Below are 20,873 nucleotides of genomic sequence, written 5' to 3'. Positions count from 1 at the left end.
AGAAACTATTGAACGAATGAGGAGAGGTTTATATGCAACTCATAACATTCTTACATGAATTTATTAAACATCCGAAACATACTGGTGCAATTGCGCCAAGTTCAAAAATATTAGCAAAGAAAATGGTAGATGTAATTGATTTTAATAAAGCGAAATGCATTGTAGAGTTAGGTCCTGGTACAGGAGTCTTTACGAAAGAAATTATGAAGAGAAAGAAGAAGGAAACAATATTTCTTCTTATTGAAATTAATGAAGTGTTTTGCAAGGAGCTAAAGAGAAAATTTAAAGATGAGCAGAACGTCATTGTTGTACACGGTTCAGCTGAAAATATAAAAAAGTATATAGAAGATCTCAATATAGAATGCGTGGATTACGTTTTATCGGGATTACCTTTTACCTCTTTACCAGAAGAAGTTTCAAAGCGTATTTTAAACAATGTAATGGAAGGGATACATGAGAATGGTGAATTTATTACATTTCAATATTCACTTGTGAAAAAAGGATTTATACAGCACTTCTTCCCTGAAATTACACTAGAAAAAGTATGGCTCAATTTCCCGCCAGCCTACGTCTTTAGTTGCAAAAAAGAACTAAGGAGAGCGTATGCATAATGGAATTACATGAATTATTATCCTATATCGAGCAATACGGTTATTGGGCATTATTTTTCTGTTTATGGTTAGGTATTATCGGTATGCCAATTCCAGATGAAATGATTGTTATGAGTGGTGGTTTCGTATCTTCAGTAGGTATATTAAGTGTTGTTCCTTCATTTGTATTAACATATTTAGGTGTTGTATCAGGGCTTTCTTTAGGATATATATTAGGGAAGGTATTTGGCACGAAGGTACTCCATAAATTGATGAAAAAGAAAAAAGCAAAGTATTTAATAAAATCACAAGAAATGGTTGATAAATACGGACAGTACGCGTTAGTTACAAGCTATTTCATACCAGTTGTAAGACATATCGTGCCGTATTTAGTTGGAATGAATAACATGTCATTTAAGACGTATGCATTGTATTCTTATACGACAGGATTTGTTTGGACACTCGTTTATTTTGTGCTCGGTGCTTTATTTGGACAACATATTGAAAGTATTGTAGCGATCGCGATAGAATATGGCGTGTATTTTGGCGTGATTGTTTTTATAGTTACAGGTATTCTTTATTTATATAGACAAAAAAGAATCACACTGATGAGTAAATAGAAGTAAAGAAAGTTTCTTCCAGTATGAAGGACAAGATAGGATTATAAGTATAAAATTATCTTTATTTAATGGTAAAATATAGGTAAGTAGTTAAGGAAGGAAGAGCGTTGTGCTACTCATTTTTAGCCTTATCTTAATTGGAATTATGTGCAGTATGAAAATAGTATCCTTACACATGATAGAACGACAAAAGGTAGAGGAACGATATGTATATTGTCCAAAATGTGATACGAAAATTAGAAGAGGAAATTCAGCTCCTTTTTGTTCGAAATGTAATTTAATATTTTAAAAATAAAAAGTCCGAAATCACTTTATATAGTTTCGGACTTTTTATTTTTAAGTAAACATTAATCCACCTAGTTCTCTTTCGTTTGTTTATTAGCTAAAATGGATTATGAATAACAATAGTATGTAAACGAAAATAAATATAAATGTACACATGGAGTGTTATATTTGGAGATTTTAATCATAGTAGGATGCCTATTAATAGGAATTATTTTGATTAGTATAAGTAATTATCGATTTATAAAAGAATTAAAAGAAAAAAATTCAAAGAAAGAGAAATGGAAAGTAGTAGCTGGAAATTTGATAGAGTTATTTAGTGATCCATTGCATGGAGTGCCGTTCTATTTTTTAACTGGGGGTCTCTTTTTTGTAATCGGACTGTTGTTATTTCTTTCTATGGGAATGGGTTGGCTTGAAATTGATTAAGGCGTATTAATAAAGATGTTTGATCATGTTAGTGAAGTGGCTTGGAAGTTAAACCATAAAGTGCTGCTGATGAACGATAAAGGAAAAACTGTATGGATGTTAACCTTTTTAGAGAAAGATATCCCATTATTATGAAGTCTTTCGCAGAGATGGATCGAGAAGTTTTGAGGGTTTTATTACCTGATGAAAGAGGGATTCTTCCTACGAGGCCAGAGTGTGATGAGTGTTATAAGACTCAATTGGATGATATTGAGGAGAGTTGATAAAAAAAGAGCTTGAAACTATTCAAGCTCTTTTTTTATGACTATTTATGTCCTAAAATATGCTCAATCTCATGCAAACTTAATTTACTTGCCTTAGCAATCGTTTCAAGTGGTATACCAAGATCATACATATTTTTAATCATTTGAATTTTCCCCTGTTGAACTCCTTCTTTTCGACCTTGTTCAATGCCTTTTTCAATGCCTTTTTCAATGCCTTGTTCAATGCCCTGTTCAATGCCTTTTTCAAGCCCTTTTTTAATTCCTTGTTCCATTCCTCTTTTTATTCCTTCTGTCTCTGCATGGGCGAATTTTGCTGCTTCATCCATTAAAACTTTCTCCCTTGCGTCATAGGCTTGCCGGAAAGAAGAATCTTGACTCATACGTTCCCATTTATTTATCGCTTTTTGTAAAATAGGATCTTCGTTCATAGCAATATCCTCCAATAGTTTAGTTAAGTGCTCATCCTCATTTGCCGAAAGCAATAAAAGCCAACGAACAAATGGATCTTTCCACGGATTTACTTTTTCTTCATGCCATTGTTCAGTTAACTTTGGAATTTCTATAATGTGGATTTCAATGTCGTCACTCAGGAGTTTTTGTTGTTGTGTATTCCATAATATGCTTGTTGTATGGAAGGCTGGGTGTTCCGAAAACATTACGAAGTTTAGTAAGTTTATGGTGATGGTTTTGTGAAGTGCACTGTAGGGCATCCCTTTTTGTAGTTGAGATGTGTATAGTCTTCCACAATAATATAAACTGCGTTTAACCATATCGTGATTATTATTGAGTTGTATTTCTACATTGACTTTTGTTCCTGTGTCTAATGTTGCTGAAATGTCTAAAATAGATAACTTATCCTCTTCATATTCCCTGTGTAAATGTGGATCTTCTAGTTGTAGAGAAGCAATGGGCGACTCTAAAGACTCTTGTAACATAGCATTTAAAAATGCAATTAGAATATCTTCGCTATCATTCGTACCAAACAATTGTTTAAATGCAAAATCAATGCGTAAATTAACTAATTGTTGGTTGAACAAAGTTTGTCCTCTCCCTTATATGAAGGTACTTCTTTCCTTCATTGTACATAAAAAGAACTAGAGTATGCAAACAAGCCATTCTTCTATTTTTTAGTAGTTTTATTAGAATGTCACAGGTAAGTATGGTTATGTTATACTCTAGTGAAATTAAAAAAATATTTTTGTTTATATCGGGGTGAAGATGATACATATGCAAAAAGATATTTTAAAACTATTAGATAAAAAGCAAAGTAACTATGAATTTCCTGCCTTTGATAATGAATATATGGATATTTCACAAGTGAAATTCTCTCTTTTCTTTAAAGATGCTAAGGATTGGCTAATGGTGTTTCAAATTGTGGGTGTAGGTTCATTAGGTGTATGTAATGATATTCAAGTATATGGCGATAGAATTACTCATTCAATGGGTGATGATTGCATTTTACAATTAAATAATGGCGATTATGAGTTGTTTGATGATGAAGGTGAATTTATACCGAATATTTATAACGGCAGTTTAAAAATTCGCGAGCATCATTTTGAATATGAATTTACAGAAGAAGATTATATAAATAATGGAATAGAAGTACAAACGACAGAGCATTATCCAACATACTTCATGCGTATGCTTGCTACTAATGAGGAAGCTCAAAAATTATTGTGGTGGGATAAAGGAGAAATTTTAGAAGAGTTCGGTTTAGAAGGCGACTGGGAAGTAGCGTATGAAACGGAAGAATGGAAACATGTTGAAGACGAAAAAGTAAGTGAAAATGAATTCTTCCAATCAGTAGCCTCTGCAATAGAGAAGAAAGATCCAAGTGTTATTGTGAATGAAAATGCTAATACGCATTGGAGAAATTGGGTAGAGTTTGATTGTGACTGAAAAGGATAGGAGAAAGAATAACAAATGAAAAGAAGAAGAAAATCCGGAGAAAAAGTACAAATGCATCGTTTTGCACTACCTCTATGCTACGGAAGTGAAGCGCCATATTATTATTACGAGGTAGCGCCCTATGAAAGAGAGGGACGCTTCCATTTAACATCGGATCTTTGTGTAATGGATGATGAACATTATTTTATTAGAGGATGTTTAGAGATTCCTATCATTGACTACCACGAAAATTTCATATGGACTGTTTGAGTATCACTTAGTAAAGAAAGTTATGATGAAGTATTAGAAAAGTGGGATGAGATAGGCCGAGAAAATAGTGATCCTTATTTTGGTTGGTTATCTGTAGAAATACCATTTTATCCAGAAACATTAAATTTAAAAACAAATGTACATATAAGAGAAGTTGGAACGGCACCGTATGTTGAATTAGAGCCAACCGAGCATCCTTTAGCAATCGAACAAAGAAATGGAATTACTTTAGAGAGAGTTAAAGAAATACAAGAAATGATTCAACGACATAGCTAGATTAGAAGAGAAAAAAACGAGTGCTAGCACTCGTTTTTTTCTTTACACAACCGCAGGATTATAAATCATCGTAAAGTGTCCTGTTAATAATTCAATGTGACAAGGTGTATGAAGCGAACTTTCTCCATCTGTATCTACTTCTTTTTCTTCTTTCGTTTCAATATGAATGGATTTCGCTTTTACGTGGAAGATGTCATTTTCATTTGAATCCTCGAATAGTTTCTTTCCGATGTAATCTTTAAATGCTTGAATACCTGTTGATTTGACTACGAAAATATCAAGTGTTCCGTCATCACATTTAACGTTCGGAATAAAGGATGGAATACCACCAAGATATTCACCATTTCCAACCATGACAAGGACAGCTTCGTCTTCATATACTTGTCCGTCATAAGTAATTTTTACTGGGAATGTTTCAGCATTTTTTACAGTTCGAATTGTGCTTAAATAGTAACCGATTTTACCAAGCTTTGCTTTTTCTTCTGCATCGATATTGTTTGATACTTCAGATACGAGACCAATGCCCCAGAAGTTTAAGAAATGTTGTCCATTTGCTTTTGCAACGTCAACTGGTTTTATATGTTCTTTTGTAATAAGTTTTGCCGCTTCTGCAATGTTTTGCGGAACACCAAGTGTGCGAGAGAAGTCGTTGCAAGTTCCGCCTGGAATGATTGCAAGTGTAGGTCTATTTTCGAGAGGTGCTAAGCCATTTGTGCATTCAAATACTGTTCCATCACCACCAAAGACGATAATTAAATCTACTTTACTAGCAAACTCTTGGCAATATTTTGTTGCATCACCTTGTTTTTTCGTATGAAGGATATGTAGATCAGGAAAAGCTGCGGCAAGAGGTGGTACGATTTTCGTTAAATTTGTATGTAAGTCACCTTGACCAGCTTTCGGATTTACGATAAGGAGTACTTTTTCAAATTTTGTCTTTGTCATTTTTCATCTCTCCCTGTAGTTTGTAATGGCAAGAAAGGAGCTGTTCCCATGTATTTTAGAACAGCTTCTCCCTATTAATTGGATGCTAACATTGTCAGTTATTGTCGGTAAGTCGATATATTTAAAAAATCGCCGATATACATTTTATGTACTATCAATTTTTTAAGTTATACGATTATTCCGTTACAACTGAAGCGATAAATGGTAAGTTACGATATTTCTCAGCACAGTCGATACCGTATCCAACGATGAATTCGTCTGGAATTTGGAAGCCAACATACTCAGCTGTTAAGTCTACTTTACGGCGTTCTGGCTTATCAAGTAATGTACAGAACTTGAGTGCCTTTGGTTTATGCATAAAGAAGTGGTCTTTTAGGAAATGAAGTGTTAAACCAGAATCGATAATATCTTCTACAACAATTACGTTTTTCCCAGTAATGTTTACGTCGATATCTTTTAGTAGTTTCACTTTTCCTGTTGTTTCTGTTTGATTTCCGTAGCTAGATGCAGAAATAAAGTCAATTGTTACATCATTTTTGATGTGACGAATTAAATCAGCAGCAAATACGAATGAACCTTTTAATACTGCGATAACTACGATTTCTTCTCCTTCAAAGTCACGTTCGATTTGAAGTGCTAATTCTTTAACTTTTGCTTGTAATTGTTCTTCAGAAATTAAAGTGTCTTTTATTTCAATATTCATTGTAATCCTCCTACAGTGTAAAACTTGCGAACATTTCGACTGTAAAGGATAGAATAGAAAAAGTCAAAGGAGATAGTAATTTTTTACAAAGATAACGACAAAATCATCTGATGATATGATATACTAAGTATATTAAGAAAACGCTTCCATAAAGGGTGAATATGATGAAGAAGAAACAGTACACAAGTGTAACATTTATAAAAGCATTACTTTTAACAATTGTTCTTGGCCTGTTGGCTTACGTAATTGATGTACCTGCGATTCGTATTTCATTAATTGGAATGACTTTAGTGTTAGGAGCAATTTCGCACGGTATGATGTCGCAGCTAAAAGAAGCTGGACTTGATGATATGAGAGATCATATAGATAAAAAGTAAGAAACCTTCATTATATAGAGTGAAGGTTTTTTTTGTTTCTTACAAAAATGTAAGGTAGTTGTAAGGCAAATCGATAGTTGCATAATAGCATTTTGGATAAACTATGGGTGTAAGGTAAAAGGCAAGCATATTTTAGGTAAATTAAGTTTTAGGCACTCTATATGTGAAAAAGGAGTAGGAGGGCATGGAGAAACGTTGGACGACCTTTTCTTTTTTAGCGACTAGTAACACCGTAATGCTAGATGGAAAAATGGATTTTTTGCACTTGTTTGATCGTGAAGATGATCATTCTTCTTCTAAATTTACAATGAAATGGAATAAATGGAGCGAAAGTTGTAGGTTTGAAGAAGAGGCCCCTAACGAAGAGCAAAAGATTATTTTAACAAACCCTATTAAAGCGTGGGTTGTTCAACGTCGTAAGTGTAACGTCAAAAATCACTTCAAGAAAACTGAGCCGAGACAATTAGTTATCGCTCCGGCCCGTTCTACTTCCAAATCACGCGAAAGTAACATGTAAATATTGAGACACACACCCGAAAAAACATCGTACATATTGCGATGTTTTTTCTTTTTCTACAATGAAATCTTTAAATGAAATATATTTCATCTGCATCTTATATTTATATCGCTTGCTTATTCTAGTAATACATCCGATGCGAGTTGATGTGAATAAAATATAAGGAGAGAATGAAAATGAAAAAGAGACTATTACCAATTTGTGCAATGGCACTTTTAACAGTAGGATATTCTTCAGTAGCGAGTGCGGATACTGGAACAGTAACAAAGGAAGAAGAAGCGCAAGTGCAACAAGATAAAGCTAAAAAAGAAGAAGCAATTAAGGAACAGCAAAAAAATGAAGTAGAGAAAAAACAAGCGGCCCAAGTACAAGAAAAAAATGATATGGCTAAAAAAGAGGAAGCAATAAAAGCTGAGAAAAAGAGTGAAGAAGAGAAAAAGAGAATAGCGCAAGAACAGTTAAAAAATGATATGGCAAAAAAAGAAGCAGCGATAAAAGTCGAACAAAAGAATGAAGTAGCTAAAAAAGAAGTAGTAAAGCCAGTTGTACAAGGTGAAAAATTACCAAATACAGCATCAAATAATGTAGCAATGATGGGATTAAGTACATGTCTTGTAGCGATAGGTACATTATTTGGTTTGAATCGTCGTAATAAGGTTAAAGCGTAAATAAAATATTTTCCTATAAAGAATGGGATAATTTCATATATTAAAAATGGTAGGTTACTCCTACCATTTTTGGCATGGAGGAATGAAGAATGAAGTTACTCAATTATATCGGTATCATATTGATGGCTATAGGGCTATTCATGGGATCCTATTACGCTGTGGAATGGTATAAAGGAAAAAGCTCTGCCGGGCAATTAACGGCAGAAGAAATAAAGAGCCTTCAAAATATACAAGATACTCAACTTTCTCATGAAACACCTGTAACTTCTCAAGTGCCTTCTTCTCAAACAGAACATAAAGAAGGAGAAAAGGTAGCGATGTTAAACATACCGAAAATAAAGAAGAAGTTTTCTATATATTGGGGAGCGGATGATACGACTTTGAAAAAAGGAGTTGGTATGTTTGTTAGTGATTTAACGACAACCCCATCTGGAGGAGGACATACTGTACTGAGTGGACATCGAGATACTGTATTTACAGATTTAGGAGAGTTGAAAGAAAAGGATACCCTTGTTTTAGAGTATGATAATAAAACGTACACATATGAAATTCAAAAGACATGGATTACTCATGCGGATGATCGTACTGTTATTATAAAAAAAGAAGAACCGATATTAACACTGACAACTTGTTACCCATTTAATTATATAGGGGATGCACCAGATAGATATATTATCGAGGCGAAGTTAACTGGAAGTTATTCGAAGTGAAATTATAGTTTCTGAAAGCGGGAGGGGGATATAAGTTATGTCAAAAAACATTTTAATTGTTGAAGATGAAGACATATTACGTGAAATATTAAAAGATTATTTTTTAAGTGAGCAATATGTAGTGTTTGAAGCGAGGGACGGGAAAGAGGCTTTAGTTGTATTTGAAGAAGAAGAGGTTGATTTAGTTATTTTAGATATTATGTTGCCAGAACTCGATGGATGGTCTGTTTGCCGAAGAATTCGAAAGACGTCCGAGGTGCCTATTATTATGCTGACGGCGCGCGTAGATGAAGACGATACGTTACTTGGTTTTGAACTTGGGGCAAATGATTATGTGACGAAGCCGTATAGTCCGCCAATTTTATTAGCAAGAGCGAAAAGGTTGTTAGAAAGCAGAAAAGTGACAAAGCAACTTTTAGAGAATGAAGATGATACATTATCAATCCACGATATTCACGTTCATTTTCCGTCGCGCACTGTTACGGTAAATCGAACTGATATTAATTTAACACATACAGAATTTGAAATATTAGCGTATTTCATGAAAAATCAAGGAATCGTTTTAACGCGAGAACAACTCATTTCAAGAATTTGGGGATATGAATTTGCTGGCGATGATCGAACGGTTAATAGTCATATTCGTAATTTAAGAAATAAATTAGGAGAGAAAGCAAAGTACATTACAACTGTAGTACGAACTGGTTATAAATTTGAGGGGAATATATGAGAAAAGGAATTGTACTAAAATTATTTACTCTTACAACAGCATTATGTATGTTGATTTTAGCGACGATATTTATTGGACAAACGATATTTTTTAAACAATATTATGCGAATCGAAAAGTGGAAGATATTAAAGTAAATTTAAATTCCTTTGAGAAGAATTATTTAAACTACACAGGAAACGTAGAAGGAATTCAGAAACTTGAGCAAGACTTTTTAAGAGAAAATAATACGTGGATTACGACATTAGATAAGAACGGGAATTTAAAACACGCAGATGATTTTTATTTTGAAGTAACGATAGATCGTAGGCAACAAAAGAGCTTTGGACAACAAATATTCAAAATTCCCTTAGGTAATCTCGTCAATATAGAGGAAATTGATAATAAATTATCAGAGCAGTTTTTAGGACAAGAAATTTATTTTTCTGGAGTGAGAAAAGAAGATAGTTTTATTCCATTCTCTTTTTCTTTATCTAAGCAGAATTTAAGCGGATCTAATAAACCGTTAGAAAAAGCATTTCAGGAGAAAATAAAATTAGATGAGGAGAAAAAGAGAGCGGCTGGGGAGCAACTTGCTAAGGAAAAGAAACCAGCTGTTCAGGAAGAAGCTGCTCAGGAATTAGGCGTTTACATAGGAGGACGTGTTACAAAAGTACAGTTACCAGATGTAAACGGTCCTGTGAATCCAATTTATAAAAATAGCATATTTTTAGATAATATTAAGGGTTTTCAAACCGATTTATTATTAAAAGAAAGCAATAAAATACGATATACAACACAAACAATGGATTATGAAAAGAATGATATAAAATATAAATTATTAATTAAACCAATAAAAGAAAAAGACGGATCAGTAACATATATTTATGCTATGGCTTCTTTACAGCCTGTAGATGAAGCTGTACAAATGGTGCAAGATTATTACATATACATCATTGCATTTGTAGTCGTTCTTATTTTTTTAGCTTCGTTTTATTATTCAAAACAAATTGCCAAACCGTTATTAAAAATAAATGATACGACGAAGAAAATAGCACAATTAGATTTTACAGAAAAAATACCGATTACTTCAAAAGATGAAATTGGTGATTTATCGAAAAATATTAATATACTTTCTAACAAATTAAATTCTCATATCGGACAGCTTGAACACGATATTGAAAAGGAAAGAAAGTTAGAAAATACACGGAAAGAATTCATTTCTGGTGTTTCACATGAATTAAAAACACCGCTAAGTATTATGAAAAGCTGTATTTTTATTTTAAAAGACGGGGTAGCTGAGCATAAAAAGGATTATTATTTTCAGGCGATGGAGAGAGAAGTAGACAAAATGGATACGTTAATTTTGGATATGCTTGAGTTAGCTAAATTTGAATCTGGTACGTATAAAATGAAAAAGGATTCGTTTTATATTGATACAGTAATTGAAGACATATGTGAACATCTATCTGTGGAAATAGAGAAAAAAGAGCTTCGTGTTCATAAAAATATATGTTCATTTGAAGTGATTGCAAATCAAGGTCGGATTGAACAAGTCATCGTGAATTTCATTACGAATGCCATACGTTATACACCAAATAAAGAAGATATTATTATTTCTACAATAGATGAGAAGGATCGTATAAAAGTGTGCATTGAAAATAAAGGTACTCACATTGAAGAAGAACAATTAGATAAAATTTGGGATCGTTTTTATCGAGTGGATACAGCTCGTCAGCGTTCACAAGGTGGGACGGGGCTTGGGCTTGCCATTTCAAAGAATATTTTAGAACTACATGATACTGAATATGGGGCAGGAAATACAGAAAATGGTGTGTTATTTTATTTCTATTTACCGAAAAAAGCGTAGAAAATATGATCTACGTTTTTTTAAATTATTTTCATATTATCTTTACCTAATCTTTATTTTTAATCAGTATAATTTGTTTAGAATATGAGGTTATGTAAGGAGTCGATGAACCGTGCATAGCAATTGGCTAAGTATAATGGTATTTATTTTCTTTTGCGCATTTATTGTATTTTTAATTAATATTACGATATGAAAAAAGAGCGCTCATTAAGCGCCCTTTTTTTGTGTATTCATTTGATAAGCACTGATGCTTTTGAATAAGCGTGGTGAAGTGATAAATAAAAATATAAGTAAAACGGTACATAGAATATAGGAACCAATCATTGTACTACCGTTAAATATTAAAGAATATAGGAAAGCCGATTGGCCTTTTGGTGCATATTGTCCCCAGAAAATGATACCAGCGATAAAGTGACAGAAGTAACGAGCTAGACTACCGATAAAAGTAGCGACGATAATGTATCCAATTACTTTCTTTCCTTGGTTTGGTTTTGATGAAGGTTTGTCTTTACGGCTACCTAAATTTGATTGTTCTTCGCTATTTTCATTTGACGCTAAAAGCGCCTTTTGAATTGGACGATAGAATAAACCAGCAAATCCAATGAATGCGAAAGCAACAAAGTATTCAATTAATACTTGAATTGGTGTGACGATAATGGCATCGCCTACGACAATTTGTAATAATCCCCAAATTAAGCCTCCTAAGAAAGCCATTTTGAAGCCCCAGCGGTATGCGATAATAAAAATAGGAATCATAGCAAATGAAATGGAACCGCCTGTTGCTGATATTTTTATTGAAAGTGGTAAAATGTCGATGACCAAGGCGAAGGCTGCAAGAATAGCAGATTCGATCATCGCTTGTAAATTGGTGTTACGCATGTTGTCTCCCCCTAAATCCAAGTTGTACAAAAAAGAATAGATATCATAGGAGGATACGAAATACGTAAATAAAAATGAGGTATGTATTTCGGACGTTTGCACAATCCCTGCGTTAGCATTAACTAACAGGTTCGAAGGGTCGGAACGAAGTGTTCCCTCTCAGCGGCATGGCTCCCCCAGTGATAACGAGATTCTTTATTTGCTATTGTTTATTGTAAGCGAAATGGATGAGAATGGCAAACAAATGCTGTATGACAATAATTGAAATAGAATTGTAGCGAAATGTTAATAAATATGAAGCAAAAGGGTATAGTACAAGAGAAATTGGGTGTGGTATAATTTTTTTGAAAATAATTATCATTCTCTTCTGAGGGGGAAGGTTATGAGCTTAGTAGATATTAAAATTGGAGAGAAAGTGTTAGTAAAAAGTATTCAGTCTTTAGATCAGCTATTAAAGCGTAGACTAGCTGCTTTCGGTCTTGCGGAAGGAAGCGAACTTTGCTTGAAACAGAAAGCGATGTTCAAAGGTCCTTGTACATTGGAGTGTCGTGGACAGTTAATTAGTATTCGTCATTGTGACGCGAAAATGATAAAGGTGGAATTAGCGTGAATAAGGTAGCTTTGCTAGGGAATCCGAATACAGGGAAGACATCATTATTTAATGCACTTACTGGTTCTTATGAATACGTAGGAAACTGGAGCGGTGTAACAGTAGAAAAAAAGGTTGGTAAATTAAAAGATAGACAAGGAACATTAATTGATTTACCAGGTGTGTATGATTTAAATCCAGTTTCACGTGATGAAGGTGTTGTAACAAACTTTCTATTAACAGAAGAATTTAATCATATGTTAAATATCGTAGATTCTTCGCAGTTTGAGAGAAATATGCATTTAACGTTGCAATTACTTGAATTTGGTAAGCCGGTCTCAATTGGTTTAAATATGGTTGATGTGGCGAAGCAAAGAGGAATTGTCATTGATGTAAAACGATTATCAGAACTATTAGGTGTAACAGTCGTTCCTGTCGTTGCAAGAAGTGGAAAAGGTTGTGAAGAACTACTTGCGACTCTTAAAGAAAATGACAAAAAGGAGAAAAAGCCATTCCTTATTTCATATGGTGTACAAATGGATGAAGGAATTGGAGAAGTAATTGCTCTTTTAGAGACAGCGAATTATGAGCATCCGAGATGGTTAGCACTTCAATTTTTAAGCAATAACGAAGTAGTAGAAAAAGAAATGAAAGCATTACCAATTTATAAGGAACTCATAGCCATTCGATCTCGCTTAGAAGGAAAACTTGATTGTACGTTAGAAGAGCACATTTACAAAACTCGTGAAGCGTATATTGAAAAGTTAAAAACAAATGTTATGAAGCATGAGAAAGAAGGGAAAATTCCTTTTTCAGAAAAAATTGATAGATTAATTACACATAAAATTTTAGGACTTCCAATCTTTTTAGCAGTTATGTTTTTTATTTTTCAGGTTACGTTTACGTGGATTGGTACACCTTTATCGGATATGTTAGATGAGTTTTTTGGTGGTCAGCTTACGGATTGGGTGACGGCTGGACTTACAAGTATTGGAGCTTCTGATTTTATTCAAGCACTCGTTACAGAAGGTATTATTGCCGGTGTTGGTGCTGTATTAGTATTCGTACCACAAATCTTTGCACTATTCTTTTTCATTTCATTATTAGAAGACTCAGGATATATGGCGCGAATTGCAGTTGTTATGGATAGAATTATGGAGTTCTTTGGCTTAAACGGTAAAGCTTTTATTCCGATGATTATTGGTTTTGGATGTAACGTTCCAGGTATTATGGCAGCGAGAACCATTGAACAGGAGAAAGAACGTTTACTTACCATTTTAGTAACACCGTTTATGTCTTGTTCAGCACGATTACCTGTATATGCATTATTTGCGGGCGTATTCTTCCCTAATAGTCAGGCGACTGTTGTATTTTCTTTATATGTCGCAGGTATTGTTCTGGCATTACTCGTTACAAAAATTATGTCTCTTACGATTTTGAAAGCAGAAAAATCTATTTTCGTAATTGAACTACCGCCTTATCGTGTGCCACAAGCGAAAACGTTATGGCTGAGCACGTGGGAGAAAGGAAAGGGATTTGTTCGTAAAGCTGGTACATTCATCTTTGGTGGTTCGGTTGTTATTTGGTTATTAAACTATGCAGGTCCATCAGGATTTGGCGTTGATATGGGAGATAGCTACTTAGCGATGATTGGTGGATTTATCGCACCATTATTTGCACCGCTCGGCTTTGGAACGTGGCAAGCTGCGGCATCCCTTTTAACAGGATTTTTAGCGAAAGAAGTTGTCGTTTCTACAATGGCAATTATTTATGCGGTTAAAGAAGATGTGCTTGGAAATGTAATGGGAGCACATTATACAGCATTATCAGCTTATGCATTTATGTTCTTTATTTTATTATATGTTCCGTGTTTAGCGACAGTAGCTGTTATTAAACGTGAAACAGGATCAGCGAAGTGGACGATTTTTTCAGTCGTTTATCCACTCGTAGTTGCTTATGTATTAACGCTCATTATATACCAAGTTGGATCCTTACTCGGATTCTAGAAGGAGATGTATTGTGATGATGGTCAATATTATAATTGGAGCTATCATTTTTGGTTATGCAGCATATACGTTAGTTAATTTTGTAAAGAGAAGTAAAAAAGGAAAATGCGCGGCATGTTCTTTAAATAAGTCATGTCAGTCGCAAACTTGTAGCCCGGATATGGAGCAAATTGCTCATAATAAATAGAAAAAAGCTTTGCGAATTTCGCAAAGCTTTTTTGTTTTACTTTTTAATTTTTACAAGTTGAGAAGCTTCTACGCCTTTGTAACCAGGGAATTCTTTACTCGGGTCTTTATCAAATTTTAATACACCTACAGATTTTTCATCACCTTTTACATTGCTGTAAGTTGCGTCATCAACAATTGCATACATATCTGTATATGCACGGCCACTTCCGATAATTGTGTTGCCTTCATATTTTAATTTCGCTCCATCAAGTGTAGCATTTTCTACTTTCTCTTTTGCGAATAATACACCTTGTTCTGTTGTTACAGCTGGTAATTTATCAAGTGGTTTCGTGTTGTCTTTTTCATCAACTTTGCTAAGTAACTCTTTTTTCACTAGTTCTTCACCAGTTTTCTTATCCATTACAAGAACTTTTTTACCATCTAATGTTGTCATTTTCATTTTATAGAAGTCTTTTTCTTTCACTTCTTTTTTGTTTTTATCTGTAATTTGTTGAACTTGTTCTTCTGAGCCGTACAGTACAAAACCGTTCGCTTTCTCTCCTAATAAAGAACAACCTGATAATGCTCCAAATGAAATTGCTGCTGCTAATCCGATTCCTACTAATTTTTTCATGATGATTTCTCCTTTTATATGTTTTATAGTAAATACATTTTTGTATTAGTTCCGAAATGATGAGAAGCTTGTTTGCTGCTTCTGGTATTAGTGTATAAGAAATATGGAAACGTAACTATCGAGTTAGCTTACAGTAACATTACACTTATGTAATTTAGTGAAAGTGCGCAAAAGTAAGTTAATTTCAAAGAGGGATAATGAGAATATATTAGAAATACAATATTGTATATAGAATGTCATATTATAATGGATGTATTTTGGAAATAACATGTAAGGACATATTAGTTTTGTTATAATAAACACATAGCCTGTAAAATGAATATTCTTTACTGTAAAGGGAGATTTTTCAGTTTTCCAAGTAGTGAATTTGAAATATGAGGTATATCATAGGAGGAATTTAAATGTCTGTATTTAAACGATTAAGAGATTTAACAATGTCAAATGTGTATTCGTTAATTGAAAAAGCGGAAGATCCAGTTAAGATGACTGATCAATATTTACGTGATATGCAAGCGGATGTACAAGAAGCAGAGAAAAGTGTAGCGGCTCAAATCGCGCTTGAGAAGAAATTCAAAATATTATTTGAAGAGCAAGAAGCACTTGTGAAAAAACGTGAAGAGCAAGCTCATATGGCTGTTCAAGCTAATAACTTAGATCTTGCGCGTCGTGCTCTTGAAGAAAAACAAAACGCAGAACAAAAGATGAATGAGTATAAAGCAAGCTATGAGCAAAACAAAGCTGCTGCTGATAATCTGCGCCTTAAGCTAGAAGAAATGCGCAAGCAATTAAATGAGCTGAAAAATAAACGTGAAACACTTGTAGCACGTGTAAATGCAGCGAAAGCACAGAAAAATATTAATCAGGCGATGTCTGGATTTGATTCAAATTCAGCAAAAGCTGGTTTAAGCCGTATGGAAGAGAAAGCTCTTCAATTAGAGGCTGAAGCGGAAGCAAGCGGTGAAGTTTATAAGAAAGAAAAGTCATTAGATGATGAATTCGCAAGCTTAAACAAAAATTCTGCTGTTGACGATGAATTAGCTCGTATTATGAAGCAGTATGAGAAATAATATAGAATAGAGACAAATGAACCGACATGTCTAAATATATTCATGTCGGTTTTCTATTATATTTTAGAGGAGGTTTTGCAATGACATGGATGAATGTAGTTGCCATGCTTGTATGGACTGGAGCGAGTGCAGTACTTTTATTTGCAATTATGTGGGTTGATTCAATTTTTACAAAATACAATGATTTAAAAGAAATCAAAAATGGGAATACAGCTGTAACAACTCGTTTTATTATGAAATTATTTGCACAGGGGTACATTTTATCCCAATCGATAACGAAAGCAAATGATTTATGGCAAGCGCTACTTGCATCAGCAGTTTCTTTCGTTATTTTATTAGTGGTAGAAATGTTTATCGAATTTGTGTTAAAGAAAATGTCTGGCTTAGATTTAGAAGAAGGTACGAAAGAAGGCAGCGTTGCACATGCGATGTTAGCTGGATCATTACATATTGTTGGTGCACTAATTTTAGGTGCTTGTTTATAAAGAGAAAAGGAGGGGTAGATCATGAGTTTATTTAAACGAATTAAAAATATAATGAAAAGCCCAGAGCCACCGAAGCCGGAAAAGAGTCTTTTAACGTTAGCTCCTGGTGATATGATTGAAGTTTCATTAGTCATGTACGAATTAACTGGGAAAACGAGTATGCATTCTCGCAAGGAAATTGTTTTAACACTGCAAGACGGGAAAGACATTCGTTATTTAAAAATTGAAGATCGTGAAAATACGTATTACAAATTATATACACCAATTGATGGTCGCTTAGATTCAATTGAGGAAATTCCGACGACAATTGAAATGGATGATACTGAGTATCATATGGAAGAACAATATAACGGACGTGTTGTTGTGATGGGGAAAACACCATTCTCCGCTTCAGAGGAACAGTACGTATGGGAATTCCAATCAGATAATCGAAAATTATTGCGTATTGAATGGCAAAATGGTCGCACAATGATGTATGAGGGAGAAGCAATCATTCCTGCTGATGTACAAATTATAAGAGCAACGTAAGGGGGCGTAATCATGTCAAACCGATTGTTTACCATGATTAAATCGTTTGTGATCCCTATACTTGCTATCGTTATATTACTTGTTGTTGCTGGTTATGCCTTATCAGGTTGTCAAGGCGGGCAGACAAAGTCGATTCAAGACCGTTATCCGCTTGAGTCTGTCGCAAAGGAAGGTAAACAAGAATCTTACGTGTATAGGGCCGCCAATCGGTCAGTTCCTGAAGTCGCGAAGGAACTTATAGCCGAAAGGAAACCGAAACAAGCATCTAAAGAAGACGAAAATCAAATGTTTCTCGTTTATTCGGATAAAATGTATAACCTTCAAAAGGATAAAGAGAAACCATCCGATACGTTAATTGAAGTAAGTAATGAGGAATTTGTCCGTCAAAACTACCAACCGTCCTTCTTGCAAGGATATATTATGGGTAGCATATTAAACGATATATTCGGTTCACGAAAATCATCATACGGTGATTATCGAGGATATAACGACAGACAAAATCATAAACCAGTCATTCCAGAGAGACCACCTACGAAAGAAGAAAAGAAAACCCCACCTCCAATTACGAAGGAAGGGAAAGGGTCTATCATTAAGCGAGGCGATAATGTAGATTCGAAACCATCAGTAGGTGATAAGGGAAGTATTACTGAAAAAGGAAGTAATACGACGCCTTCACCTTCTACTGGAAGCAAAGGTACAATTACAAAAACACCAGGTGGTTCGAGTGGATCAGATGTGAAGCCGAAATCATCTATTAAAACTCCGCCAAAGAATACATCACCCCCGAAAACGAGGGTTGGTGGTTCAGGGAAAATTACGAAGAGAAGATAGTGTAGAGACCGAAAAGTGTAAATTGCTTTTTGGTCTTTTTCCTTGTTATAAGAACTAATTCCTTTCAGGTGGTGTAATTTAGGCATAAGGGGGCGAGTAAAAATATATCAGCGATTATTAGAATATATCGACCGTAATTCAAAATATATCAGCGATTATTGGAATATATCGACTTACCGACAAAAACTGACAACGATAGCAACTTAATAATAAAAAGAGGGTGTGCCAAAATGTTAGCACACCCTCTTTTTTCATAACGATTAATGAATATCACGTTTCTTGAAATTACCGCCTTTTACTTCTGCTACGTCATAAACGGTAATAAAGGCATTAGGATCGATTTCATTAATAAGTTCTTTCATTTTACTTTCTTCTAAACGGTTAATTACGCAAGAAATTTCTTTGAATTTCTCTCTTGAATAACCACCGTATACTTCGTTATATGTTGCACTTCTGCCTAAACGATCGCGAATTGTTTCTACCATTAATTCAGGCTCTTTTGTGATAATTTTAAATGCTTTTGAACCACTTAAACCAACTTCAACGATATGAATCACTTTCGAAGCAATAAAGTAAGCAATTGCCGAAAGGATAGCTCCTTGAAGACCGAATACCGTTGATACGAAAATAAATACGAACATGTTTAAGAATAAAATAAGGTCACTCGTTCCAAATGGTAACTTACGAGAAAGCAATACAGCAAGCATATCGATTCCATCTAATGCCCCACCGTTACGTAATGCTAGTCCCATACCAAAACCGATAATAATACCACCAACAACTGTAACTAATAATGTATCGCCTTCAATAATAGCTGGTATTCCGTGCATGACAACGGTACCTATTGCTAATGAAGCAATCCCGATAATGGAATAAATCGCAAAGCTTTTACCGATTTGCTTATATCCTAACCAAACGAAAGGAATGTTAATAACTGCGATTAGAGCTCCTAATGGCAATCCAAATAATCTTGAACTAACGATACTTAAACCAGTCACACCACCATCTGATACGTTATTTGGAATTAATACTGCTTCTAATCCGTACGCTGTGATAAATGCCCCAATAATAATCATCAAAGCTTTCGAAGCAATTTTTAGCTTATTGGGCTTGTTTTTGATACTTTTCTCCATATAATTTCCTCGTTTCAAACTAGTTTCTTGTTTGTTACATAATTTACACCTAAATTTTATTTTAACATTTAATTTGAAAAATTTCTCCTTTAATGGATGTATGCAGGGAATATTATGACCATATTATCTTTAAAATATTTTTGAAATAAGTATAAGAAATCCCATCCTTTCAAAGGATGGGATGCTATTAAGAAAATATAAAACTAAGTACTGATACGAATACAGCGAAGCCTAAAATAGTTCCACATATTTTCATATGGCGCTTACGTCCCATTACGACAATCGCAACATATTCACGGATCATTGCGTTAGGCCAGTAATAAAATGCAGTTTTTGATCCAATACCTTGGCTGTTAAGACCAGCTTGTCTTGCATATATACCAGCACGGAAAAGGTGGAAATTATTCGTTGTAAAAATACTTTTATATTTACCTTCTGGTTTTAAAGAATCCATAATTTCTTTAGAGAACAGCATATTTTGATATGTGTTTACAGAGCGATTTTCCTGGACTGTATGTTCAAGAGGAATTCCTTTTTCAACAGCGTAACTTTGCATCGCTTCCGCTTCTGGAAGACCTTCATCTGGACCTTGTCCACCAGAAAAAATAATTGTTGGTGGTGTATTTACAGCGGCTTGTTTCCAATAGAAGTCGATCGCTTTATTAATGCGGCTTGCAAGTAAAGGTGGTACTTTATCATTAATTAAGCCGCTACCAAGAACGATGATGAAATCTTGATTACGTCTTGGTCTGTTGAATTGGTATAAAAAATATGCGCTTAAGAAGTTAGATAAGTGTATAAAGAAATAGAAGCTTATAAGAGAAATAGCTGCAAAAATAGGCTCTAAATGCGATGAGACCAAACTTGCTGGATTTATAATAGGGAGTAACATAAAGAATAACATCCCTAAAGCAGCAAGGAGTGTTAAACAGTTGGTGAACCGTCTTCCTTCTCGCTTCATTAAAATTCTAGCATTAAGAAATAGCCCAAACATTAAAGCAATAATACCGAAAGGAAGCATAATAAGAAGTGCTAAAATAGGTAAAATTATAATATAGCGTAGGACATCACTACTTGAATTCACAGATATAATCACACAAAAAAGAAGGAAAAAACAGACAAAGGCATTAAATAAAAAGCCGTTTATTATTTTTCGTGGATCTTTTAAATAGGAAATAAGAAAAATAATAAATAGTATAAGAGGAATAATTCCGAAATACATCATAAATATAGTACACCTCAATTTGTATAAGAATTTGACATACCTTTTATATTACATGATTTTATAAGTAAAAATGAAAGAAAAAATGATTTTGAATTTTCTCAATAAAATATATAGATACGTATGTTACAATATATTCAAAGCGATATATTAAAAGTAAAATGGTTGAAAAGGCACTCAGTAGAGTGCTTTTTCTTTTTGTATGCAATTGTGCATATTA

Annotated in this window: 25 protein-coding genes, 1 pseudogene and 1 riboswitch; of the genes and pseudogenes, 19 read left to right on the top strand and 7 right to left on the bottom strand. The window is 34.0% G+C overall.

The window, feature by feature from the left end; genetic code table 11:
• The first annotated feature begins 32 nt into the window (after nt 1-32).
• The 4 genes from ACS2FK_RS23575 (at nt 33) to ACS2FK_RS23560 (ending at nt 1,921) form a co-directional block, all read left to right on the top strand.
• Complete coding sequence (locus tag ACS2FK_RS23575) at nt 33-611, top strand: class I SAM-dependent methyltransferase (protein ID WP_001176053.1); 579 nt, start codon at nt 33-35, stop codon at nt 609-611.
• Nucleotides 611-1,210 (top strand): DedA family protein, encoded by a 600-nt coding sequence (locus tag ACS2FK_RS23570; protein WP_000418941.1) that lies wholly within the window; start codon nt 611-613, stop codon nt 1,208-1,210. The genes ACS2FK_RS23575 and ACS2FK_RS23570 overlap by 1 nt, the downstream gene beginning before the upstream one ends.
• Nucleotides 1,211-1,319: 109 nt before the next feature.
• The gene (locus tag ACS2FK_RS23565; RefSeq protein WP_001986677.1) at nt 1,320-1,499 is read left to right on the top strand and encodes a hypothetical protein; all 180 of its coding nucleotides are present in this window, start codon (nt 1,320-1,322) and stop codon (nt 1,497-1,499) included.
• Nucleotides 1,500-1,663: 164 nt separating this feature from the next.
• Nucleotides 1,664-1,921, top strand: a complete 258-nt coding sequence (locus tag ACS2FK_RS23560) for a hypothetical protein (protein WP_000404320.1) — start codon at nt 1,664-1,666, stop codon at nt 1,919-1,921.
• 304 nt (nt 1,922-2,225) lie between these two features.
• Here the strand turns inward: ACS2FK_RS23560 and ACS2FK_RS23555 are convergent, their stop codons facing one another.
• A complete protein-coding gene (locus ACS2FK_RS23555; RefSeq protein ID WP_063548881.1) occupies nt 2,226-3,221 on the bottom strand; it encodes an Rpn family recombination-promoting nuclease/putative transposase in 996 nt (331 codons plus the stop codon).
• 190 nt (nt 3,222-3,411) lie between these two features.
• On the opposite strand from ACS2FK_RS23555, the gene ACS2FK_RS23550 reads away from it, so the two are divergent.
• Both ACS2FK_RS23550 and ACS2FK_RS23545 read left to right on the top strand, forming a co-directional pair.
• Complete coding sequence (locus tag ACS2FK_RS23550; protein WP_001168096.1) at nt 3,412-4,083, top strand: DUF7003 family protein; 672 nt, start codon at nt 3,412-3,414, stop codon at nt 4,081-4,083.
• Between the two features lie 24 nt (nt 4,084-4,107).
• Nucleotides 4,108-4,617 (top strand): annotated as a pseudogene (locus tag ACS2FK_RS23545) (DUF2199 domain-containing protein).
• A 42-nt stretch (nt 4,618-4,659) separates the two neighbouring features.
• On the opposite strand, the gene ACS2FK_RS23540 reads toward ACS2FK_RS23545, so the two are convergent.
• Together ACS2FK_RS23540 and hpt are read right to left on the bottom strand one after the other, a co-directional pair.
• Nucleotides 4,660-5,562 (bottom strand): diacylglycerol/lipid kinase family protein, encoded by a 903-nt coding sequence (locus tag ACS2FK_RS23540; protein ID WP_000167892.1) that lies wholly within the window; start codon nt 5,560-5,562, stop codon nt 4,660-4,662.
• A 175-nt stretch (nt 5,563-5,737) separates the two neighbouring features.
• Nucleotides 5,738-6,265, bottom strand: a complete 528-nt coding sequence (gene hpt / locus ACS2FK_RS23535) for a hypoxanthine phosphoribosyltransferase (RefSeq protein ID WP_001019295.1) — start codon at nt 6,263-6,265, stop codon at nt 5,738-5,740.
• 161 nt (nt 6,266-6,426) lie between these two features.
• Here hpt and ACS2FK_RS23530 point away from each other — a divergent pair, with 161 nt between their 5' ends.
• The 6 genes from ACS2FK_RS23530 (at nt 6,427) to ACS2FK_RS23505 (ending at nt 11,111) form a co-directional block, all read left to right on the top strand.
• Nucleotides 6,427-6,642, top strand: a complete 216-nt coding sequence (locus ACS2FK_RS23530) for a hypothetical protein (RefSeq protein ID WP_002001286.1) — start codon at nt 6,427-6,429, stop codon at nt 6,640-6,642.
• Nucleotides 6,643-6,826: 184 nt separating this feature from the next.
• Nucleotides 6,827-7,159 carry a hypothetical protein gene (locus tag ACS2FK_RS23525; protein WP_000415613.1) on the top strand — a complete coding sequence of 111 codons (333 nt, stop codon included), beginning with the start codon at nt 6,827-6,829 and terminating at the stop codon, nt 7,157-7,159.
• Nucleotides 7,160-7,335: 176 nt separating this feature from the next.
• Complete coding sequence (locus ACS2FK_RS23520; protein WP_000746711.1) at nt 7,336-7,827, top strand: LPXTG cell wall anchor domain-containing protein; 492 nt, start codon at nt 7,336-7,338, stop codon at nt 7,825-7,827.
• A gap of 89 nt (nt 7,828-7,916) precedes the next feature.
• Nucleotides 7,917-8,537: a class D sortase gene (locus ACS2FK_RS23515; RefSeq protein ID WP_000771575.1), complete on the top strand. Its 621-nt coding sequence runs from the start codon at nt 7,917-7,919 to the stop codon at nt 8,535-8,537.
• Between the two features lie 37 nt (nt 8,538-8,574).
• Nucleotides 8,575-9,264 (top strand): response regulator transcription factor, encoded by a 690-nt coding sequence (locus ACS2FK_RS23510; RefSeq protein WP_000041862.1) that lies wholly within the window; start codon nt 8,575-8,577, stop codon nt 9,262-9,264.
• The gene (locus tag ACS2FK_RS23505; RefSeq protein ID WP_001225359.1) at nt 9,261-11,111 is read left to right on the top strand and encodes a sensor histidine kinase; all 1,851 of its coding nucleotides are present in this window, start codon (nt 9,261-9,263) and stop codon (nt 11,109-11,111) included. The genes ACS2FK_RS23510 and ACS2FK_RS23505 overlap by 4 nt, the downstream gene beginning before the upstream one ends.
• 207 nt (nt 11,112-11,318) lie before the next feature.
• Here the strand turns inward: ACS2FK_RS23505 and ACS2FK_RS23500 are convergent, their stop codons facing one another.
• A complete protein-coding gene (locus ACS2FK_RS23500; protein ID WP_001246567.1) occupies nt 11,319-11,990 on the bottom strand; it encodes an energy-coupled thiamine transporter ThiT in 672 nt (223 codons plus the stop codon).
• 86 nt (nt 11,991-12,076) lie between these two features.
• Nucleotides 12,077-12,178: riboswitch (TPP riboswitch) on the bottom strand.
• Between the two features lie 194 nt (nt 12,179-12,372).
• Between ACS2FK_RS23500 and ACS2FK_RS23495 the strand changes: the two genes are divergently transcribed.
• The 3 genes from ACS2FK_RS23495 to ACS2FK_RS23485 are packed head-to-tail and all read left to right on the top strand — an operon-like array spanning nt 12,373 to nt 14,772.
• Complete coding sequence (locus ACS2FK_RS23495; protein ID WP_063548879.1) at nt 12,373-12,600, top strand: FeoA family protein; 228 nt, start codon at nt 12,373-12,375, stop codon at nt 12,598-12,600.
• On the top strand, nt 12,597-14,585 hold the full coding sequence (gene feoB, locus ACS2FK_RS23490; protein ID WP_053563489.1) for a ferrous iron transport protein B: 1,989 nt from the start codon (nt 12,597-12,599) through the stop codon (nt 14,583-14,585). Before ACS2FK_RS23495 ends, feoB begins: the two co-directional genes overlap by 4 nt.
• A gap of 16 nt (nt 14,586-14,601) precedes the next feature.
• A complete protein-coding gene (locus ACS2FK_RS23485) occupies nt 14,602-14,772 on the top strand; it encodes a FeoB-associated Cys-rich membrane protein (RefSeq protein WP_000989598.1) in 171 nt (56 codons plus the stop codon).
• 36 nt (nt 14,773-14,808) lie between these two features.
• Here the strand turns inward: ACS2FK_RS23485 and ACS2FK_RS23480 are convergent, their stop codons facing one another.
• A complete protein-coding gene (locus ACS2FK_RS23480) occupies nt 14,809-15,387 on the bottom strand; it encodes a lipoprotein BA_5634 family protein (RefSeq protein WP_048565089.1) in 579 nt (192 codons plus the stop codon).
• 401 nt (nt 15,388-15,788) lie between these two features.
• Here ACS2FK_RS23480 and ACS2FK_RS23475 point away from each other — a divergent pair, with 401 nt between their 5' ends.
• The 4 genes from ACS2FK_RS23475 (at nt 15,789) to ACS2FK_RS23460 (ending at nt 18,298) form a co-directional block, all read left to right on the top strand.
• Nucleotides 15,789-16,454, top strand: a complete 666-nt coding sequence (locus ACS2FK_RS23475; RefSeq protein ID WP_000110280.1) for a PspA/IM30 family protein — start codon at nt 15,789-15,791, stop codon at nt 16,452-16,454.
• 80 nt (nt 16,455-16,534) lie between these two features.
• Nucleotides 16,535-16,939 carry a DUF350 domain-containing protein gene (locus tag ACS2FK_RS23470; RefSeq protein ID WP_000220087.1) on the top strand — a complete coding sequence of 135 codons (405 nt, stop codon included), beginning with the start codon at nt 16,535-16,537 and terminating at the stop codon, nt 16,937-16,939.
• A gap of 21 nt (nt 16,940-16,960) precedes the next feature.
• Nucleotides 16,961-17,467, top strand: a complete 507-nt coding sequence (locus ACS2FK_RS23465; protein ID WP_000051755.1) for a DUF4178 domain-containing protein — start codon at nt 16,961-16,963, stop codon at nt 17,465-17,467.
• Nucleotides 17,468-17,479: 12 nt separating this feature from the next.
• On the top strand, nt 17,480-18,298 hold the full coding sequence (locus ACS2FK_RS23460; RefSeq protein ID WP_063548877.1) for a DUF4247 domain-containing protein: 819 nt from the start codon (nt 17,480-17,482) through the stop codon (nt 18,296-18,298).
• Nucleotides 18,299-18,558: 260 nt separating this feature from the next.
• On the opposite strand, the gene ACS2FK_RS23455 is transcribed toward ACS2FK_RS23460, so the two are convergent.
• Complete coding sequence (locus ACS2FK_RS23455) at nt 18,559-19,431, bottom strand: YitT family protein (RefSeq protein ID WP_023523234.1); 873 nt, start codon at nt 19,429-19,431, stop codon at nt 18,559-18,561.
• Nucleotides 19,432-19,618: 187 nt separating this feature from the next.
• Nucleotides 19,619-20,656 (bottom strand): YdcF family protein, encoded by a 1,038-nt coding sequence (locus tag ACS2FK_RS23450; protein WP_023523233.1) that lies wholly within the window; start codon nt 20,654-20,656, stop codon nt 19,619-19,621.
• Between the last annotated feature and the right edge of the window lie 217 nt (nt 20,657-20,873).

The organism is Bacillus cereus group sp. BceL220, from assembly GCF_051776965.1.
Classification (GTDB): Bacteria; Bacillota; Bacilli; order Bacillales; family Bacillaceae_G; genus Bacillus_A; species Bacillus_A cereus.
This window is presented reverse-complemented; position numbering and strand designations above follow the sequence as displayed.

Excerpts from the sequence above, each read along its gene's own strand:
- ACS2FK_RS23520 (WP_000746711.1), top strand. The coding sequence starts at position 7,336 with ATGAAAAAGAGACTATTACCAATTTGTGCAATGGCACTTTTAACAGTA.
- ACS2FK_RS23470 (WP_000220087.1), top strand. The coding sequence starts at position 16,535 with ATGACATGGATGAATGTAGTTGCCATGCTTGTATGGACTGGAGCGAGT.
- ACS2FK_RS23500 (WP_001246567.1), bottom strand. The coding sequence starts at position 11,990 with ATGCGTAACACCAATTTACAAGCGATGATCGAATCTGCTATTCTTGCA.
- ACS2FK_RS23465 (WP_000051755.1), top strand. The coding sequence starts at position 16,961 with ATGAGTTTATTTAAACGAATTAAAAATATAATGAAAAGCCCAGAGCCA.
- ACS2FK_RS23525 (WP_000415613.1), top strand. The coding sequence starts at position 6,827 with ATGGAGAAACGTTGGACGACCTTTTCTTTTTTAGCGACTAGTAACACC.
- ACS2FK_RS23530 (WP_002001286.1), top strand. The coding sequence starts at position 6,427 with ATGATGAAGAAGAAACAGTACACAAGTGTAACATTTATAAAAGCATTA.
- ACS2FK_RS23570 (WP_000418941.1), top strand. The coding sequence starts at position 611 with ATGGAATTACATGAATTATTATCCTATATCGAGCAATACGGTTATTGG.
- ACS2FK_RS23485 (WP_000989598.1), top strand. The coding sequence starts at position 14,602 with ATGATGGTCAATATTATAATTGGAGCTATCATTTTTGGTTATGCAGCA.
- ACS2FK_RS23540 (WP_000167892.1), bottom strand. The coding sequence starts at position 5,562 with ATGACAAAGACAAAATTTGAAAAAGTACTCCTTATCGTAAATCCGAAA.
- ACS2FK_RS23475 (WP_000110280.1), top strand. The coding sequence starts at position 15,789 with ATGTCTGTATTTAAACGATTAAGAGATTTAACAATGTCAAATGTGTAT.
- ACS2FK_RS23550 (WP_001168096.1), top strand. The coding sequence starts at position 3,412 with ATGCAAAAAGATATTTTAAAACTATTAGATAAAAAGCAAAGTAACTAT.
- hpt (WP_001019295.1), bottom strand. The coding sequence starts at position 6,265 with ATGAATATTGAAATAAAAGACACTTTAATTTCTGAAGAACAATTACAA.
- ACS2FK_RS23455 (WP_023523234.1), bottom strand. The coding sequence starts at position 19,431 with ATGGAGAAAAGTATCAAAAACAAGCCCAATAAGCTAAAAATTGCTTCG.
- ACS2FK_RS23450 (WP_023523233.1), bottom strand. The coding sequence starts at position 20,656 with ATGATGTATTTCGGAATTATTCCTCTTATACTATTTATTATTTTTCTT.
- ACS2FK_RS23575 (WP_001176053.1), top strand. The coding sequence starts at position 33 with ATGCAACTCATAACATTCTTACATGAATTTATTAAACATCCGAAACAT.
- ACS2FK_RS23460 (WP_063548877.1), top strand. The coding sequence starts at position 17,480 with ATGTCAAACCGATTGTTTACCATGATTAAATCGTTTGTGATCCCTATA.
- ACS2FK_RS23495 (WP_063548879.1), top strand. The coding sequence starts at position 12,373 with ATGAGCTTAGTAGATATTAAAATTGGAGAGAAAGTGTTAGTAAAAAGT.
- ACS2FK_RS23505 (WP_001225359.1), top strand. The coding sequence starts at position 9,261 with ATGAGAAAAGGAATTGTACTAAAATTATTTACTCTTACAACAGCATTA.
- ACS2FK_RS23515 (WP_000771575.1), top strand. The coding sequence starts at position 7,917 with ATGAAGTTACTCAATTATATCGGTATCATATTGATGGCTATAGGGCTA.
- ACS2FK_RS23510 (WP_000041862.1), top strand. The coding sequence starts at position 8,575 with ATGTCAAAAAACATTTTAATTGTTGAAGATGAAGACATATTACGTGAA.
- ACS2FK_RS23480 (WP_048565089.1), bottom strand. The coding sequence starts at position 15,387 with ATGAAAAAATTAGTAGGAATCGGATTAGCAGCAGCAATTTCATTTGGA.